This window comes from Paenibacillus etheri (genome assembly GCF_001012825.1).
Taxonomy (GTDB): Bacteria; Bacillota; Bacilli; order Paenibacillales; family Paenibacillaceae; genus Paenibacillus_AQ; species Paenibacillus_AQ etheri.
Map to the genome: position 1 here is coordinate 303430 of NZ_LCZJ02000037.1, position 17094 is coordinate 320523.

A 17094-nucleotide genomic window follows, 5' to 3' on the forward strand; every position below is an offset into this window, starting at 1 on the left:
CTTATTGTGTAGTGTCCTTCACCATGTCCAGATCGGCAGCACTAGCGTTGGAGATAACTTGTTCTACATTTTTACAACCTGGAATTACACTGGTTACTGCGGGATGCTGAAGGCACCACGCCAAAGCCCACTGCGCCATATCGAGTCCAGAAGGGACTTCGTTGGCAGCAATTTCAGCTACAGCGCGCAGCTGTTTTTGCCTTACATCCTCTTTATGGTTAGCACGCACATCACCCTGACCAAATACCGCATCCGGCTTGTACTTGCCGCTTAAATAACCACTCGCTAACGGAACACGCGCCAACACACCTAACTTATGCTCGATGCAGAGCGGAAGAATTTCTTCCTCAGGTTGACGATCCAGCCGATTATATACTACTTGTATGGCCTCTGCTTGCACATCCGCTGCTGCAGAGGTCTGATGTACACCTGAGCCTGATGCACTTATCGAGACGCCTAAATGACGGATTTTTCCTGCCTGCTTTTGTCTGTCGAGCATACTCCACAGCTTGTCATTATCGAATTGCTCATCGGTTCCGGAATGGAATTGATAAAGGTCAATATACTCGGTCTGAAGCGCACGCAGGGAATCATCCAACTGCTTCAATACATCCTCAGCACGCCATAGCTGTTCCCGCTGCAAATGTCCCTGAAAATGATGTCCGAATTTCGTAGCCACAATCCAGTCCTCACGTTTCCGGCGAGCCAGATAACCCCCGATGAACTTCTCTGACAAGTGATCTCCATAACATTCTGCCGTATCAATCAGGTTAATACCGAGCTCTCCAGCCTTATCTAGCATGGCATCGACTTCAACTTGAGTGAAATCCTTGCCCCACTCTCCACCGAACTGCCAAGTACCTAAGCCGATCACCGATACATTCATCCCTGTACTGCCAAGTTTACGATATTTCATCATCATTTCCTCCTTTGATCTATCAAAATAGTTCATTCACAGTACTACGCGGCCTTCTTTCCATCTTCCACCGTTCTAGCGAACCGCGCCTCGATGGCTTTAACTCCCCATAGTGACAATCCAATAAAAACCAAGACATAGATAATCTCCCACGGCTGGCGGATAAATCGTTCCAGATCATTTCCAATATAGGAAACTGCGAATACCATGATCGCTTTACCCACAGTGAGCGCAAGAAGATACGATCGAAACCTCATCCCCGCAAGACCAGCAGCCATATTAATTACAACGAAGGGCCCTACAGGGAATATACTAAGCAGAAATACATAACTGAATCCGCTTTGCCGCACCCATGTCATACTTTTGGCTACCTTTGGCCGTTCTGCCCATTTTCGCAGATACCGATGCGAAGCTACTTTGCGAATAATCCAAAATGTGGTCACACAGCCCGCAACCAAGCCGATCCAAGAATACAAAAAACCTAACCATAAACCATATACAGCCCCGTTTAATCCGACGATCGCAATAGTTGGTAGTGGTGGTATAAATGATTTCAAAAACGTTAACGCAATGCCCGGAAAGGGCCCAAACGAACGATATTGTTCAAGCAGATGCCGCAGATTATCCTCTGTCAGCCAAGACATAATATCAAGAAAGTACATAACCAGCTGATCCCCTCATCCGATTGGAATTCTTAACACCTGGTCTCAATTATACACGAAGTTACGAGCATTCCTACAGCTCTTCCAATATAAAGAAAGCAAGCTAGAACTCCATGGATGACAGTGAGTAAATCGTCAGTTACCATAGATAGAAAATACATATGAGACAGGGGCGCATGGTTATGATTATCCATTCAGAAGCCTTGAATCTGCAACGTACCACTGTGCAGGATTTAGCGTTCGTTCTAGCCATTGAACAAAGTGAACTAAACCGCATCTATATTGGTCAATGGAGTAAAGAGGAACACACTACAGCCCTCCAAGATCCAGATATCCCACATCTTACAATCTGGGAGAGTATAGGGAAAAGAGTCGGCTATATCATCGTAACAGGACTTCAAGAAACTCATCTTGCCGTTTGTATTAAAAGAATCGTCATCCATTCCAAGGGGTTCGGGTATGGCAAGCTGTCGCTTCGTCTCGTAACCGACTGGATCTTTCGCCATACTGAAACGCATCGCCTATGGTTAGATGTTAGAGAACACAACCATAAGGCACGCCATGTCTACGAAAGCTGTGGCTTCACACCGGAAGGCACTCTGCGTGATTGCATAAAAGTAGGGGAACGCTTTGAATCTCTGCATATCATGTCCATATTACGGCATGAGTATATGGAGCGTACAGAGCGCCAGTAGAAGCTGTCATTCAGAAACATTAATAGTTCAAATTAGGATTCAAAAAATTATATAGGGAAATTATCCCTATATTTCTGTCGTTTAAGCTTAAAAACCACAATATAGGGAATTCCTCCCTTTAATTGAGCGGATTTGTTCAAAATCGGCGATATCTCGGTGATTTATAGGGAGGTTTTCCCTATACTATCTATTCCGAGGCTGTAATCGGTTAATTATAGGGAGGTTTTCCCTATAATCACCCTCACTCAGCTTCTCACAACACATCCATCTCATTCCACAACAAAAGCCAAGCACCAAGCCCCGATCCAGGAGCTTACTACTCAGCTTTCAATGCCCTCACCTTAAACCTCTCCACTGTAACAACTGGCCTGCTCACCTGCGGCCCTTAGCCCCGCAACCACAAGGGTAGTCACATACTTACGGGCATCCGCTATCAGCAATAATAACTCCATCGAGCTTTTAGCCGGTTCCCCTCTAACAAACTTTATTCGAGCCCCGTCCAAGTCCTCTTGGATACTGGCAATCGTATATCCTTTAAAGAGCAGCCCGTCGATCTCTTGCTGTTCTTTGGCATATTCCGTAAAAACAGACACTAGACTACCTTAGAAGGAAGAGGAGCCTCCGCTGCAAAACGCTTGCTATCACCTTTTGCCTTTCATTCCAGGTCAGAGGGGCTGCCCGGTGTCCACTAGAACCATATCAATCGCGCCGTCTGCCGGACAGACAATAGAACAGAGATTATAGCCTACACAATCTTCCTCGCGGACCTGTAGAATAGCTTTCCCATCTGCATTAGTTAACATTTCAATACATCGATGAGAAGCATCTTCATAGGCAATACTGGACTCTCACAAGACAATTAGTAAAATAGCTCCCGCTAAATTGCGTCATTTTGTCTATGGGGGCATTTTTTCAAATTTTAAATTGAGGTGATTTTTAAATATTTGTAGATATGTGGTAATATTTATCCATATCTTTCCTTGGTAGGAGACAATAGACCCATGGGATCTGTAATTTCGAATTATATTGTTATTGTGTCTATATCAGGTGTTCTGAGCGTTTTACTAGCCCTTTTCGCCTATTATAAAAAAACTGATTTCTTAGGAATTAGAGCCTTTGTTATAAGCTCCTGCACTTCCGCAGTTTATACCTTCGGCTTCGCACTAGAACTGTCGGGGGAAACACTTGAGGAAATGAATTTTTGGATTAAGGTCGAGTATCTGGGGATGCCTTTTATAGCGCCGGCGAGCCTTATTATGGTGATGCATTTCGTGGGGCTTGAGAGTCTAATTAAAAAAGGCATGCGAGCAGCGCTGTACATAATACCGTTCATCACAACGCTGATGGTATGGACCAATGATTACCATCACCTCTTCTATAAATCCATTTATTTGCGGGACAATACACCCTCCCCGCTCGTTGATGTAGTGATGGGGCCTTGGTATATCGTTCATGGCAGCTTTACCTTTGGCTGTTTACTGGCAGCTATCTGCTTTATGTTGTGGCAATGGAATCGTATGAAACGGGTATACCGCAGACAAATCGTTACCATTCTAATTGGACTAAGCCTTCCAACGTTAGGCTCTTTTTTATATTTGATGGGACTGACTCCCTACGGTATGGATCCCGTTCCGATCATTATGAGTATCACTTCCACCCTATATATCTGGGCTATCCTATCAAGAGGCATGTTAACAGCTGCGCCTATTGCTCGTGAGAATTTGTTCGAAAGCATGCGAGACGGGGTGCTTGTCACCGATCGCTCGGACATGCTCGTCGACTACAATCGCGCAGCCGCGGATATGATAGAAGGACTTAATTCCTCGGCGATTGGCAAACCGCTGGCGCAACTGTTTCTTAATGCAGGCAAAGATGCCTTGTCCTATGTTATGGATGCAGAGCCGCTGCTACGCGAAGAACGGGAAGTTGCTTGGAACAAGGGAGACGATATTTGTTACTATCAAATTCGATCCTCTCCCGTACAGAAACAAGAGGGATACTTAGCGGGTCAAATGATCATGCTGATTGACGTGACTGAACGAATACTGCTTCAAGATAAGCTACGTCAATTGGCTACGATGGACAGTCTGACTGGGATTTATAACCGTACCTATTTTTTGGAGCTGAGCCGGGGGCTTCTTGTTCAGGCCGCGAGTGACCGGAGTTCATTATCAATTATTCTGTTGGATGTAGACTTCTTCAAAAGTATTAATGATCGATTCGGACATCAATATGGAGATCAAGCCCTTCAGCACATTGTTCAGGTCTGCAGTAGACACCTTCGGGAGGGAGATCTCTTTGGCCGTTACGGTGGCGAGGAATTTGTAATCTGTCTACCAGATACATCACTAAAGCAAGCCGCACAACTCTGCGAAACTATCCGTGCAGACATTGAACAAAGTGTCTTGTATACGCTCATCGGGTCCATTAACGTGACAGCCAGCTTCGGAGTAGTAGAAGCCCTAAGTCCTGAAGCCACTCTAGAAGAGCTGCTGTCAGAGGCTGACCATGCTCTGTACAGTTCCAAACGAAACGGACGCAATGCTGTCCACCTCTCCCAGAGGTCAGAAATCACACTTTTCATGCCTATATAAATAGCATCTTTGTCCCTCCCAGCGCATTCACCGCCGGCCTTATTTTTCATAGTCTGTTTTTAAGTTTAATAAGAGTTATCTGAAAATCTAATCAGAGTATAGAAAAAATTCGCTTTATGGACATGGAGGCGCTAGAAATAATGAGGAACCATACAATGATGCAATTTTTTGAATGGCATGTTGCTGCGGACGGCAAACACTGGGATCGTCTAAAAGAAACAGCTCCCGCACTAAAGACCGTAGGCATTGATTCTGTTTGGGTACCTCCTGTGACAAAGGCCGTCTCCGCCGACGATACAGGCTATGGGGTGTATGACCTATACGATCTGGGCGAATATGACCAAAAAGGCACGGTACGCACCAAATATGGCACCAAACAAGCACTGATTGACGCAATTTCCGAATGTCAAAAAAACGGCATCGCCGTGTACGTTGATTTGGTCATGAATCATAAAGCAGGGGCGGATGAAAAGGAAGTCTTCCAGGTTATCGAGGTCGACCGCAATGACCGGATGAAAGAAATCTCAAAGCCTTTCGAGATTGAGGGCTGGACTAAATTCACCTTCCCCGGCCGTGGGGATGAACACTCTTCCTTTAAATGGAATCACAATCATTTTAACGGCACTGACTTTGACGCCAAATCGGGGCGAACAGGCGTATTCCGTATCGCAGGCGAGAATAAAACATGGAACCAGAATGTTGACGACGAGTTCGGCAACTACGATTTTCTAATGTTCGCAAATATTGATTACAGTCATCCAGAAGTCAAAAAAGAAATGATCCAATGGGGAAAATGGCTCGTGGACACGCTCCACTGCAGCGGCTTTCGTTTAGATGCCATCAAGCATATCAACCATGAGTTTGTGAAAGAATTCGCGGTAGAAATGTTTAATAAATGTGAGAAGGATTTCTATATCGTGGGTGAGTTCTGGAATTCGGATTTAGAATCCTGCCGACAATTTCTAAATACCGTCGATTATAAAATCGACCTCTTCGATGTCTCCCTTCACTACAAGCTGCATTCAGCTTCCTTGGGGGGCAGAAACTTTGATTTAACCAAAATTCTAGATGACACACTGGTGCAGACTCATCCCACCAATGCCGTAACATTCGTGGACAATCATGATTCTCAGCCTCATGAGGCTCTGGAATCGTGGGTCGATGATTGGTTTAAGCAAAGTGCTTATGCGCTTATCCTGCTGCGACGCGATGGTTATCCGGTTCTGTTTTATGGCGATTATTATGGAATTGAGGGACCTACACCCGTTGCAGGCAAAAAAGCGGCGATTGATCCGCTACTATACACCCGCTATCACAAGGCTTATGGTGAACAGAAGGATTATTTCGATCATCCCAACACGATTGGCTGGATACGCCTAGGCGTGAAAGACATCGAACGCTCCGGCTGCGCGGTTGTGATCAGTAACGGTGAGAACGGTCAGAAAAGAATGTTCGTAGGGGAACAACGCGCCGGAGAAGCATGGATAGATTTCACTCATAATCACAATGCGACTATAACGATTGAAAAAGATGGATGGGCGACGTTCCCGGTCAGCGGTGGCAGCGTATCTGTCTGGGCCCTGCCTGATGAAAAAGCCGACGAAAAATAAAGGTTGTGTTACTCAAAATAGATGAGGCTGCTCTCGAAAGTAGTGAATGCTGCTTACGGGACAGCTTCATCTATTTTTATGGAATAGTCCAAGTAAAGATCTCACTTAACCATTAAACCTTTTCAGATTGGGTAATGATGGCAGACGATGATGAGGATATGCATGCGGGAATGTGCGGCGGACGTTTTTGCGGTGGGCAGAGTGGGTTTAACACTAATTAGGGAAAAGCTCCCTAAAAATATTCGATATTCGCTTATAATCAACGAAATTAGGGAATTCCTCCCTGAAAATTAGGGTAATGCCTTGATTTCCCACCAAATCAGATGAATTTTAGGGATATTTTCCCTAATTATAAATCTAATGACCAGTAATCTTAGAATTTCAAGGAGAAATTCCCTAATTGTTGTATTGATGTTTCACTCAAACCATCATTTGAAACTCCAATTAACCTTCAACGCAAAAAAGGGTCGTACCCAAGTAGCTAAAACTACTTTGAGACGGCACCCTCTTCTTTAGTTAGGCCAATGTACATAGAGACTTCACGCTTGTCTCCCTCTATTCCTCCGCCTTTGGATGGCGGGATACTAACCTTACCAGATCCAGCGTCAGGATCGGCAACGCTATGGAAGCCGGATAAGCCAAGTAACGCGGTTCCCACTCGGGGCTGAACTTTTCTTTATATCGGCGAAGTCCGACAAAGCCGTACCAATGCCCCCCTCTTTTAAATACGAGATGAGCTAGTTTCTCCTCTTTCAAAGCCCCAACATTCTCACCCACACTGGACAGTGGAGCATTACCTAGATTAAATCGATGATATCCCTTAGATTTCGCCCATTCCAGCAAACGGACAAATAAATAATCCATCGTCCCGTTCGGCACATTCTTACGATGGCGCATCAAATCAATCGATAGGGTCAGGCCCTGATCATACCCATGTGCAATAGAAGCAAATGCCAGTATCATCCCTTTGGCATTCCGCAGCAGTACAACGGGAGCCAGCTGTAGATAGGCCTCGTTAAACCAGCCCAGTGAATATCCTTTTTCGGTGCGTCCATTCAACCATTCGTCTGACACGAATCGCAGCTCTCGTAGCAAATCTTCAGCGTGCGGCGCTTCTACAACTTCGAATGCATATCCTTCCCGTTCAAATCGGTTGCATACGCTTCGCAAATCACTGTTCCTCTTGCCAGTAAGCGTAAAGGTATCGAGCGTTACCAACGCCTCTTCCCCCAGCTTAAAAAAATGATATCCCTGCTCATGATAGATCGTTAAGAAATCAGATGTAGCCTGATAAAAAACAACTACTAGACCGTATTTATCCGCAGCTTGCCTAAATTCACTGATCGCCTCATTGATAAGACTTCTATCCCCCAATGGATCGCCAAGAACTACAAGCTTATCTCTAACCCTAGCGAAAGCAAGCAGCACCTTGCCGTCTTGCGCCCAGAAGAAGCTTTTGTCACCCAAAAACAACATGTGAGTTAAGGCATTGCCTTGAGCTTCACCTAGAAAACGTTGCAGCCTTGCCATATCAAAATTTCCGAATAGCTCCTCCGGCTTACGGTGAGGTCTAAGGGTGATCAGCAAAGTAAGAATGATCCAGGAGAAAGCCAGCCCCCCAACGGCTGTAAAAGCAACATCACTATGCCGCTGTAACCATTCTGGCTGCACACCAGGGGGTAAATGCTTCAGAAATCCACGATGAACATTGCTGCCCAATAGATAGTAACTTAGGGCAATTACTGAAGTAAGCGCAAGCCACCAAATCGTACTCTGTCTATTGACGGGAGCACTGATCCGGTAGAACCGAGATCTGGAGATCCACAGAATGAGTGCAACGAGGAGCAGAAACAGCGCCTCTTCATAATCAAAGCCTTTAGCCACCGCAAATACAGACCCAGAAAATAATAGAATGCTGGTCCAAATGTACGCGCTACGAACCCGTAATGGAATGCCTCGCGACAACAAAATGAGCATAAAACCAATAAGAACAGATAAATGATGTGAGAGCTGCATGATCGGGAATGACAATATTTCCTCTGTAATCTTCAGTCGGTACAACAATCCGGGCGTAGCTGTTGATAGTAAGAGAATAAGCCCGCTAGCCAATACAAGTTTGCCTAGAGCCCACACACCAAGATCGCTCAGAAAGGTATACTGACCCGGCCACCCCCAGATTTTCTGCCATATGTTAAGAGAGGGTTCGAACCCTGGAGCTGAACGATCTTGACCCTTTTTTCCCTGCAGACCAAACTCCAGTGCAGCCAGCACCAATCCGATCAACCATGGAATGAGATAATAGAACAATCAAAAAACGACAAGCACTGCCATGGCCTGATCACTTTTGAATCCAAGCTGCGTAAGACCCAGCAATGCGATAAGGTCAAAAGCACCGATACCACCAGGCGCCATGCTCAAGATGCCCGCAATAGCAGCTATTGTAAAGATGCCGAATATGACTGGAAAATGCACTTCGTGCAAGAGATGACTACTGATTGTCCAAAAGGTTACGCCCGCAAAACTCCATTCCAGAAAGGAAGCACCCACAGAAGCAACTACTGTAAGCCATGGTGTTCTGCCTTTTCCCCGATTAATCCATTTCGCATAAAGCGCCGAGCGCTGTACAAACACAAAAAACGGCAAATAAAGTGCCATACCCCATACAGCAAATATTAACCAATGATGCTCTTCCAGCAATGCCGTTGCCGGGAGTAAACCAAAGATATTTGCCCACGAAAGTAAAGATAACCCGGTAATCATAAGCGGTGATAGAAAAACGATTGCCGGCGTTAGGACGGAAGTTGGCACTCCGCTTTTTTTGTACATCAACGTCCTTAAACCTACTCCGGCCAGACCCGCAAAACCAATTAAATTATTAAACGTATTAGCAATCCAGGCATAACGGAAGGTCTCCCACAGTCCTACTTTTAAACGGAAATGTGCCCGAATCAAATAATCGTAGGTACTCATTACAGCTACTGAGAGAAGTGCAAATCCGATCATTTGCAAAATAGCAGACGTAGGTACTTTCCTTAACTCACGCATAATAAGTCCTAAATGGACCTGCCTCAGCTCATGCTGACCCTCCCAATACACCAGCGCTATGATAGCTACTGGAAAGAGAGCTCTCACCGCCCGTATCCGATAAATGGATAAAAACAGCCTTACAATTTTGAATCTTTCTAATGTCTGTTGTTTTGATTGCATGAGGCCACCTACCTTTACCGCCGACACACGTTGTGCTAGACAATTTTTACAACCATTTCATTATAACAATTATTGGAATTAAAAACCCATGATAATCAACACCTACTACATTAGACTGCCTGCACAGCCCTAATCCCTGCAACAGTTAAAAAATGTTAAGAAATTCTATTCAGCTAAAGAACACCAAAACTGTAGTTTACACATGAATTTGCACAACAAAAAGGACATCTCTCACGGCAAAGGATGCCCTCTCTGTTATGTAGCACGGCTCTAATCAGCGTTTATACTCGAATATCAAGTCTACCTTTGCTATCCGTTGTTGCGGTAGCATCTCTTGCGGACTCGCTGCAGCAAGCGCATTGTTCGCAGGTTTGGCAGATGCCTCTACACCACTGGCTGCGGAGGAAGCACTGCTCTGAGACTTCTGCGAGATTTGTGCCTCGATGGTCTTGATCTGTTGCTCAATTTGCTTCGTCTTCGTTTCTTTAGTCTTTTCCTCGTCTAACAAGCAGCAGATAAGATAGAACCGAGAGAATCCCGGTACTTGCTATCACAATCGCCATCGGAAGTGCTGACTCAACTCCCCCAAGACCCACAAGTGGCGCTACACAGCTACCTAGCAGCAGGGGGATTAATCCGATTAACGCCGAGGCACTGCCTGCAGCTTCACCTTGATCTTGCATCGCCAGTGAGAAGCTGGTCGCTCCGACAATCCCTACACTGGAGACAACCGCAAATAGACAGATTAGAATAGGGAACAGTCCTCCTCCTACTAGAATCGTTAGCAGTAGCAAGATCCCCCCCATCGTACAGAGCAATAGTCCACTAAGCAGCAGCTTAGTCTCACTTACCTTTCCAGCAAGTCTACCAGCAATTTGGCCCGTAATAATAATCCCGATCCCATTCACTGCAAAGATCAGACTATATACCTGCGGGGTAACCGCAAAAATATTTTGCAATACAAAAGAAGAACCTGAGATATAAGCGAACATAGATGCCGTAACAAAACCTTGAGACAAGGCATAACCCATAAACTTACGGTTGCCAAGCAATACCTGGAAGGTAAGCAGCGTACCCTTCAGTCCACTCTTAGAGCGTCGCTCCTTCGGCAATGTCTCCGGCAAGCGCAATAATATGGTTAGGCAAAATATAATTCCGGCAGCAAATAATACGAGGAATATCCCCTGCCATGTAGTTACTCTTAAGAGTTGGCCCCCAATTACCGGAGCTAATATCGGTCCGAGACCATTCACAATCATCAATAGTGAGAAGAACTTTGTGAGTTCAGAGCCACTATATAAATCACGAACAGAAGCTCTAGAGACAACCACACCCACTGAACCAGCAAGACCTTGAATAAACCGCAAACCGATCAGCAGTCCAATCGAAGGACTAAAGGCACATAACACTGAGGAAACGGCATAGATGAACATACCTATAAGCAGTGGACGACGACGGCCATATACATCACTCAGCGGTCCAGCGACTAACTGACCAGAAGCAAGTCCCAGCAAAAAGAAGGTCAAACTAAGCTGCACTAAAGCAGCCGTCGTACCGAAATCCGCGACAAGCGTAGGCAGTGCCGGCAAATACATATCAATTGACAGCGGGCCGATCGTTGTAATGGAACCAAGAATCACGGCGAGCTGCAATCTCTGCTTCCGTGAGGGTCCGTCTGCGGCAAGCTTATTACCATTTTGAATTCCAATCATGATCTTACTTCAACCTTTCTAAAGCAACCCTTGGGCCTTTTTTTGTATTCTTCATACTAACGTAAAGGAAGTGAATTGATCAATCCTTTTATGGAGAGTTATAGGTGCCTGTATAACAAGAATAACCGCCATTCGGCGGTTATTCTGATTGTTTTATGCATTTGTGGATGTGCTGCGCATCTGCAACCAATCTCTAGCTGCTTCAGCCTCAGCGACACTCAGACGATGACCTTGGTTGCCCCAGTGTGTTGTAACCTCTGCGCCTGCCTTCTGTAAAATAATCTCCAAATCCTCAGTCTCCGAAGAAGCAATGAGTGGATCATTCGTGCCCGCTCCAATGAAGATAGATACTCCTTCCAGCGAGGGAAGCGTAATATTCCTAAGCGGTACCATTGGATGCAGTAGAATTGCAGCGCGGAAAACATCCTTATAATGGAACAGCAGGCTACCCGCAATGTTCGCACCGTTAGAGTAACCCACGGCTACCAGATTGTCGGCATCAAATCCGTATTGCGCTGCGGCTTCATCTAGAAACTGCTTGATCTCGTGGGTACGGAAGATTAGATCAGCTTCATCGAACACCCCTTCAGCTAACCGTCGGAAGAACCGCGGCATACCATTCTCCAGCACATTCCCTCTGATGCCCAGCACCGATGAATCAGGAGATAACAATCCGGCAAGCGGCAGCAAGTCCTGCTCATTGCCTCCAGTACCGTGAAATAATACAAGCGTGGGCTTTGTTACATCTTTACCTTTTTGAAATACATGAATCATCCCTGCTTCACCTCAATTTCTCTTATTTGAAGAGGACTTAAATTTTCTTCGATAGTCGCACGATGCGGTTCATACCAAGAGGGCAGCATCAATTTCTCGCCCAGAGCATCCGGTGCCTCATCCCGAGCAAAGCCTGGAGGGTCTGTAGCAATCTCGAAGAGGATTCCCCCTCTTTCACGGAAATAGATCGCATTAAAGTATTGGCGGTCTTGAACCGGTGTCGGATGGTGTCCATGACTCTGCACATGAAGCCCCCATTCCAGCTGCTCAGCGTCATCTTGTGCACGCCAAGCGATATGGTGAACCGTACCTGTACCTCCTGCACCTAGCGGAATTGGTGTTGTCTTTAGATCAATAATATTACCCAAATCGCCAGTGGTTCTATAACGACTATATCCGTCTCCATCTGCGATATGCTCCATTCCCATCGTATGGACAAGCGTCTCTGCCGTTTGCAGCGGATTGTTACTGTAGAGCACAGCGCCACCGAACCCTTTGATCGCATGCCCCGTTGGAACCCCTCCGAAAGACCACTTACTAAGCGGTCCTTCCTCACGTTCCACGAGTTCAATGCGCAAACCGTCATAATCAGCGAAGGATAGATAGGTTTCCGAGATTCTATTACTAAGGGTGACCGAAATTTGATATGCAGCAAGACGTTGTTGCCAGAATACCAGAGAACCGACAGGTATTGCATAAGTGGTTACACCAACCTGACCAGCGCCGATTCTGCCTTTACGCCCAACGGGAGATGGGAAGAATGTAATGATCGTTCCTGGTGCACCCTGTTCATTCCCAAAATATAAATGATAAACTTCCGGAGCGTCAAAGTTAATCGTCTTCTTTACAAGCCGTAGTCCTAGAATACCGGCGTAAAAGTCAACGTTGCGCTGAGCATCTCCAACAAAAGCGGTAATATGATGGATTCCTGCAGTTTGAAGTGTCATAATGATAAACCCCCTTCTTAGTTAAAAATCAATGCATCCAGAGAAATCGAGCCCGGACCCGTAAGTGCTATACCTGCTGCAACCACCAGTACCGTAAGCGGAAACTCAATCCCGTTCGAAGTAGACCAGAAGCCATTCGCCGCATGCACCTTAACGATGGCACCCAGCATGGTGGCTACAATCAATACCGCTGCAACAGGCGTCAGAAGTCCTGCCGCGAACATAAATCCACCTATCAGTTCCATAAGTCCTGCCAATACCGCCATCGTAACGCCAGGTTTAATACCGATGGACTCCATCCAGCCGCCTGTGCCCTTCGGGCCATACCCGCCAAACCATCCAAATAGCTTTTGTGCACCATGTCCTATGAACGCAATCCCGATCACTAATCTCATCAATAATATTCCTGCACTTATCATTTCTATCCACTCCAATTTCCTTTGATTTAATTATCTTAACATTAAGATATATGATAAAAATTTTTGTCTTACAGCGGTAAGAAGCAGCGAGCTGCTTCCGACCTTACAGAAGCGCCCTACATAACGATCTTCCAGCGCTCCTATACACCTTTGCCTAGCTTCTTCAGTAATTCGATAGCCTGGCCCTTCTCATCCTTATCCAGTCCTCGCATCAAATCATGAATCGAAGCCACATGACGTGGGAAAATCTTATCGAACAGCTCACGCCCTGCATCCGTAATCTCCGCATAGGTAACGCGTCTGTCCTCGCTACATGGCACACGTTTCAGCAAGCCTTTCTTCTCTAGCTTGTCGATATTATAGGTGATGCTTCCACTCGTAACGAGAATCTTCTCCCCGATCTGTTGCAGTGGAATACGGGTCCGGTGATACAGCACCTCAAGTACCATGAACTCGGCAGATGCCAGCCCATAACTCTTCATATCCTTCACAGCTTGATCCATCAAGCTTCTGTAAGCCTTAGATAATACAACAAATAACTTTAAAGAAGATGCTTGATCCATCTCCGTAGTGTTCTCTGCATTACGTACATTCTCTTCGGTACTACTCATCATTTCCACCTCCGGTTGGACAGCCTTGTTGTTCAATAGAATGTAAATGTCTTTACGTTAAATATCTTTAAGTTAAGATAACTATACTTCTTCACATTATCTTTGTCAACCTCCCCGTTCAAAAAAGATTACCTAAAAGGCCCAACGAACTGTTTATGTTTTTCTGCAACCTTTTAAGAGCGTGATGAAAATCACTCTAAGTTTGACCTGACCCCTAAAACGGCGTATTCTTGTCTTTACGAATGACTATTTAGGAAGCGATTTCACAACCCTTAAAGGAGGCAACCTGATGGTGGAGCAACAAGCTGCGCGGCGCGTGCTGATCATAACAGCCGTAGCCGCAGAGCGGGACGCGGTCCTGCGCGGCCTACAAGGCAGCGACAGGTTCCATGTGATTGCTGCCGGCGCAGGTACGGCAGCAGCAGCGGCGGGAACCGCCGCGGCACTCGCAGCCGGATCTTACGGCTGCGTAATCAGCGCCGGGATCGGCGGCGGGTTCCCCGGGGTGGCACCTTTAGGCTCGCTGGTCGTTGCCAGCGAGATGATTGCCGCCGACCTCGGGGCCGAGACGCCGGAGGGCTTCCGCAGCGCTGCCGAGCTCGGCTTCGGCAGCGTGTCCGTGCCGGCTGACCGCGGCACGGTACAGGCGGTTTCGGCCGCGCTGACAGCGGCCGGACTGACCGTAAGCACGGGGACCGTGCTTACGGTCTCGACGGCGACCGGCACCGCGGAGACGGCCGCCGCCCTGATCGCGCGGCATCCCGGTGCCGTCGCGGAGGCGATGGAAGGCCACGGAGTTGCCGTGGCCGCTGAGGCGCTGGGGCTCCCGGTACTGGAGCTCCGCGCCATTTCGAACCCGGTCGGTCCCCGCGACCGGGCTGCTTGGAAGATCGGCGATGCAATGGAAGCATTAACGGCGGCAGCCGCTATACTACTGGAGGTGCTGTAATGACAACTGAGCTTAATATCGCTTTTTCACCTTGCCCTAACGATACCTTTGTATTCCATGCCTGGGCACACGGGCTTGTCCCGAATGCACCACAACTAAACGTAACCTATGCCGACATCGATATTACCAACACACTCGCTACTAACGGAGAAGGGCCTGAAGTCCTTAAAATCTCCTATGCCGCTCTACCTTGGGTTCTTGAGCGTTACAAACTACTGCCATGTGGCGGTGCACTGGGTCGTGGCTGCGGTCCACTGCTTCTTACGGCAAGTGGCCCGACTGCAATCAAACGTCCCGAGAAGCTTGCTGGACGCCGGATTGCGGTGCCAAGCGAGCGTTCTACAGCTTATTTACTCTTCAGATTATGGGCAGCGCAGCATATAACAGGAGGCATTGGCGAAATCGTTGTCATGCCTTTCGATGAGATCATGCCCGCCGTGCGCGATGGACATATCGATGCCGGACTGGTGATTCACGAAGCCCGCTTTACTTACGCATCTTATGGTCTTAACATGCTAACTGACCTTGGCAGCTGGTGGGAGAGCGACACCGGATTGCCGATTCCACTCGGCGCGATCATTGCTCGCCGAGATCTGGATGCCGACGCCATTACTGGCTGGATTCGTAGCTCTCTTCAATATGCGTGGGATCATCCTACTGATTCTAGAGACTATGTGCTTAGCCACGCTCAAGAGCTGGCTCCAGAAGTAGCTAAATCTCACATTGATCTCTATGTGAACGACTTTTCGATGAATCTAGGTGATGACGGCTACGCCGCTATATCTGCACTTCTGAACCGTGCTGCGACAGAAGGAATTGTACCTGCCATCGACCCTGCATTACTTCGGTAGCATTCACTTGACGTTATAGCGCATTTTAATACTAGACATAGCCCTAAATCCCCGATTACACCCATAAGGTGTCCTCCGGGGATTTTGTTTAAAATATAAGAAAGTATAAGTTTCACACCATACTTTATGTCTTATATTTCTCGCTCAAACGCTTGCCGTCCTTATAAGGACGCCGAAGGCATTTATGCTTGTTCTAAGTAGCATTCCCTGCGATTGTCTGCGATCCATTATTTGGCATAGCTAAGCGATGCCTATACAATAGACCTATAAATACCTTCTATGAAGGAGGATCACATGATACCTGAAAACAATAGCAAGCAAAATATCGATCGATTTCTCGGCTTTCAAGAGGATTATGACCGCTACCGTCCCGAAGCTCCTGCCATGATCATCAAGCTGCTGACCGATTACTTGGGCAGCATGCCTTCAGTCGTCGCAGATATAGGCTGCGGTACGGGTTTATCTACTTTTCTGTGGAAGGATGTCGCGGGCAACATCATCGGCATTGAACCGAATCCCGATATGCTGGGAAAAGCAGTCGATAAATTAAGCCAAATAGAAAATCCCCAATCCATCACTTTTGTACAAGGCTATTCTAACCAGCTTCCACTTGCAGCGGACAGCGTAGACATTGTGACATGCTCACAGTCATTCCACTGGATGGATCCTGAAACTACACTTCGAGAAATCTCCCGGGTCTTAAGAACAGGTGGCGTCTTCGCTGCCTACGATTGCGACTGGCCTCTCCCCCTTCAACAGAAGGTAGAAGAACGTTACAACCAACTGATCTCCAAATCAGAGGAACTGCTCGCCTTGCTCTTACCTGATGCTGAGAGAGCACATAAATGGGACAAAGAAGGGCATTTGTTACGGATTCAGGCTAGTGGGGCTTTCTCTTTTGCAAGAGAGATTGTATTTCATAATCTTGAATCCTGCAATGCGCAGCGCTATGTAGGACTCGCTCTAAGCCAAGGCGGAGTTCGAACCGTGCTGAAGCAGGACGCTGCCTTGCTCGATCAGGACATTGCAGATTTCTCAGCTGCGGTTGAACAACATTTTCAAGGACGCACCCTAGAGGTTATGGTCAGCTACCGGATGAGAATCGGCATCAAATAATCTCCGCCCTTAAGCGTAAAGAACGCCCCGA

General features: G+C 46.9%; 17 protein-coding genes and 1 pseudogene. 6 read left to right on the forward strand and 12 right to left on the reverse strand.

All coding sequences use genetic code 11. The annotated features are described in order from the left end of the window. Position 1: 1 nt before the first annotated feature. On the reverse strand, positions 2 to 916 hold the full coding sequence (locus UQ64_RS24840; protein ID WP_060626055.1) for an aldo/keto reductase: 915 nt from the start codon (positions 914 to 916) through the stop codon (positions 2 to 4). A gap of 44 nt (positions 917 to 960) precedes the next feature. After that, entirely contained in the window at positions 961 to 1578 is a 618-nt protein-coding gene (locus UQ64_RS24845; RefSeq protein ID WP_060626056.1) for a TVP38/TMEM64 family protein, read from the reverse strand. Positions 1579 to 1760: 182 nt separating this feature from the next. Here UQ64_RS24845 and UQ64_RS24850 point away from each other — a divergent pair, with 182 nt between their 5' ends. After that, entirely contained in the window at positions 1761 to 2273 is a 513-nt protein-coding gene (locus tag UQ64_RS24850) for a GNAT family N-acetyltransferase (RefSeq protein WP_082651303.1), read from the forward strand. Positions 2274 to 2614: 341 nt separating this feature from the next. Here the strand turns inward: UQ64_RS24850 and UQ64_RS24855 are convergent, their stop codons facing one another. Further along, positions 2615 to 2866: a hypothetical protein gene (locus UQ64_RS24855; RefSeq protein WP_060626058.1), complete on the reverse strand. Its 252-nt coding sequence runs from the start codon at positions 2864 to 2866 to the stop codon at positions 2615 to 2617. Positions 2867 to 2870: 4 nt separating this feature from the next. Next, a pseudogene (locus UQ64_RS30370) lies at positions 2871 to 3112 on the reverse strand (4Fe-4S dicluster-binding protein); the annotation flags it as partial. A gap of 162 nt (positions 3113 to 3274) precedes the next feature. Here UQ64_RS30370 and UQ64_RS24860 point away from each other — a divergent pair. Further along, positions 3275 to 4867: a histidine kinase N-terminal 7TM domain-containing diguanylate cyclase gene (locus UQ64_RS24860; protein ID WP_060626059.1), complete on the forward strand. Its 1593-nt coding sequence runs from the start codon at positions 3275 to 3277 to the stop codon at positions 4865 to 4867. Between the two features lie 137 nt (positions 4868 to 5004). Then, a complete protein-coding gene (locus UQ64_RS24865; RefSeq protein WP_060626373.1) occupies positions 5005 to 6477 on the forward strand; it encodes an alpha-amylase in 1473 nt (490 codons plus the stop codon). A gap of 555 nt (positions 6478 to 7032) precedes the next feature. Here UQ64_RS24865 and mprF read toward each other — a convergent pair. The 8 genes from mprF to UQ64_RS24900 all read right to left on the reverse strand — a co-directional run bounded on the left by mprF (position 7033) and on the right by UQ64_RS24900 (position 14147). Next, a complete protein-coding gene (mprF, locus tag UQ64_RS24870; RefSeq protein WP_342447611.1) occupies positions 7033 to 8784 on the reverse strand; it encodes a bifunctional lysylphosphatidylglycerol flippase/synthetase MprF in 1752 nt (583 codons plus the stop codon). Continuing rightward, a complete protein-coding gene (locus UQ64_RS32750) occupies positions 8785 to 9684 on the reverse strand; it encodes a lysylphosphatidylglycerol synthase domain-containing protein (RefSeq protein ID WP_342447612.1) in 900 nt (299 codons plus the stop codon). It lies immediately after the preceding gene. A gap of 274 nt (positions 9685 to 9958) precedes the next feature. Further along, positions 9959 to 10192: a hypothetical protein gene (locus UQ64_RS24875; RefSeq protein WP_060626060.1), complete on the reverse strand. Its 234-nt coding sequence runs from the start codon at positions 10190 to 10192 to the stop codon at positions 9959 to 9961. Next, positions 10170 to 11396 (reverse strand): multidrug effflux MFS transporter, encoded by a 1227-nt coding sequence (locus UQ64_RS24880; RefSeq protein WP_060626061.1) that lies wholly within the window; start codon positions 11394 to 11396, stop codon positions 10170 to 10172. The genes UQ64_RS24875 and UQ64_RS24880 overlap by 23 nt, the downstream gene beginning before the upstream one ends. 153 nt (positions 11397 to 11549) lie before the next feature. Further along, positions 11550 to 12170, reverse strand: a complete 621-nt coding sequence (locus tag UQ64_RS24885; RefSeq protein ID WP_060626062.1) for an alpha/beta hydrolase — start codon at positions 12168 to 12170, stop codon at positions 11550 to 11552. Next, complete coding sequence (locus UQ64_RS24890; protein WP_060626063.1) at positions 12167 to 13117, reverse strand: ring-cleaving dioxygenase; 951 nt, start codon at positions 13115 to 13117, stop codon at positions 12167 to 12169. Before UQ64_RS24890 ends, UQ64_RS24885 begins: the two co-directional genes overlap by 4 nt. Positions 13118 to 13134: 17 nt before the next feature. After that, entirely contained in the window at positions 13135 to 13536 is a 402-nt protein-coding gene (locus UQ64_RS24895; RefSeq protein WP_060626064.1) for a DoxX family protein, read from the reverse strand. 140 nt (positions 13537 to 13676) lie between these two features. Beyond that, positions 13677 to 14147: a MarR family winged helix-turn-helix transcriptional regulator gene (locus UQ64_RS24900; RefSeq protein ID WP_425339620.1), complete on the reverse strand. Its 471-nt coding sequence runs from the start codon at positions 14145 to 14147 to the stop codon at positions 13677 to 13679. A 289-nt stretch (positions 14148 to 14436) separates the two neighbouring features. Between UQ64_RS24900 and UQ64_RS24905 the strand changes: the two genes are divergently transcribed. The 3 genes from UQ64_RS24905 to UQ64_RS24915 all read left to right on the forward strand — a co-directional run bounded on the left by UQ64_RS24905 (position 14437) and on the right by UQ64_RS24915 (position 17063). Continuing rightward, positions 14437 to 15096, forward strand: coding sequence for a futalosine hydrolase (locus tag UQ64_RS24905; protein WP_060626066.1), 660 nt, complete (start codon positions 14437 to 14439; stop codon positions 15094 to 15096). Then, complete coding sequence (locus UQ64_RS24910) at positions 15096 to 15947, forward strand: 1,4-dihydroxy-6-naphtoate synthase (RefSeq protein ID WP_060626067.1); 852 nt, start codon at positions 15096 to 15098, stop codon at positions 15945 to 15947. Before UQ64_RS24905 ends, UQ64_RS24910 begins: the two co-directional genes overlap by 1 nt. Positions 15948 to 16241: 294 nt before the next feature. After that, positions 16242 to 17063: a class I SAM-dependent methyltransferase gene (locus UQ64_RS24915; protein WP_060626068.1), complete on the forward strand. Its 822-nt coding sequence runs from the start codon at positions 16242 to 16244 to the stop codon at positions 17061 to 17063. Positions 17064 to 17094: the final 31 nt, after the last annotated feature.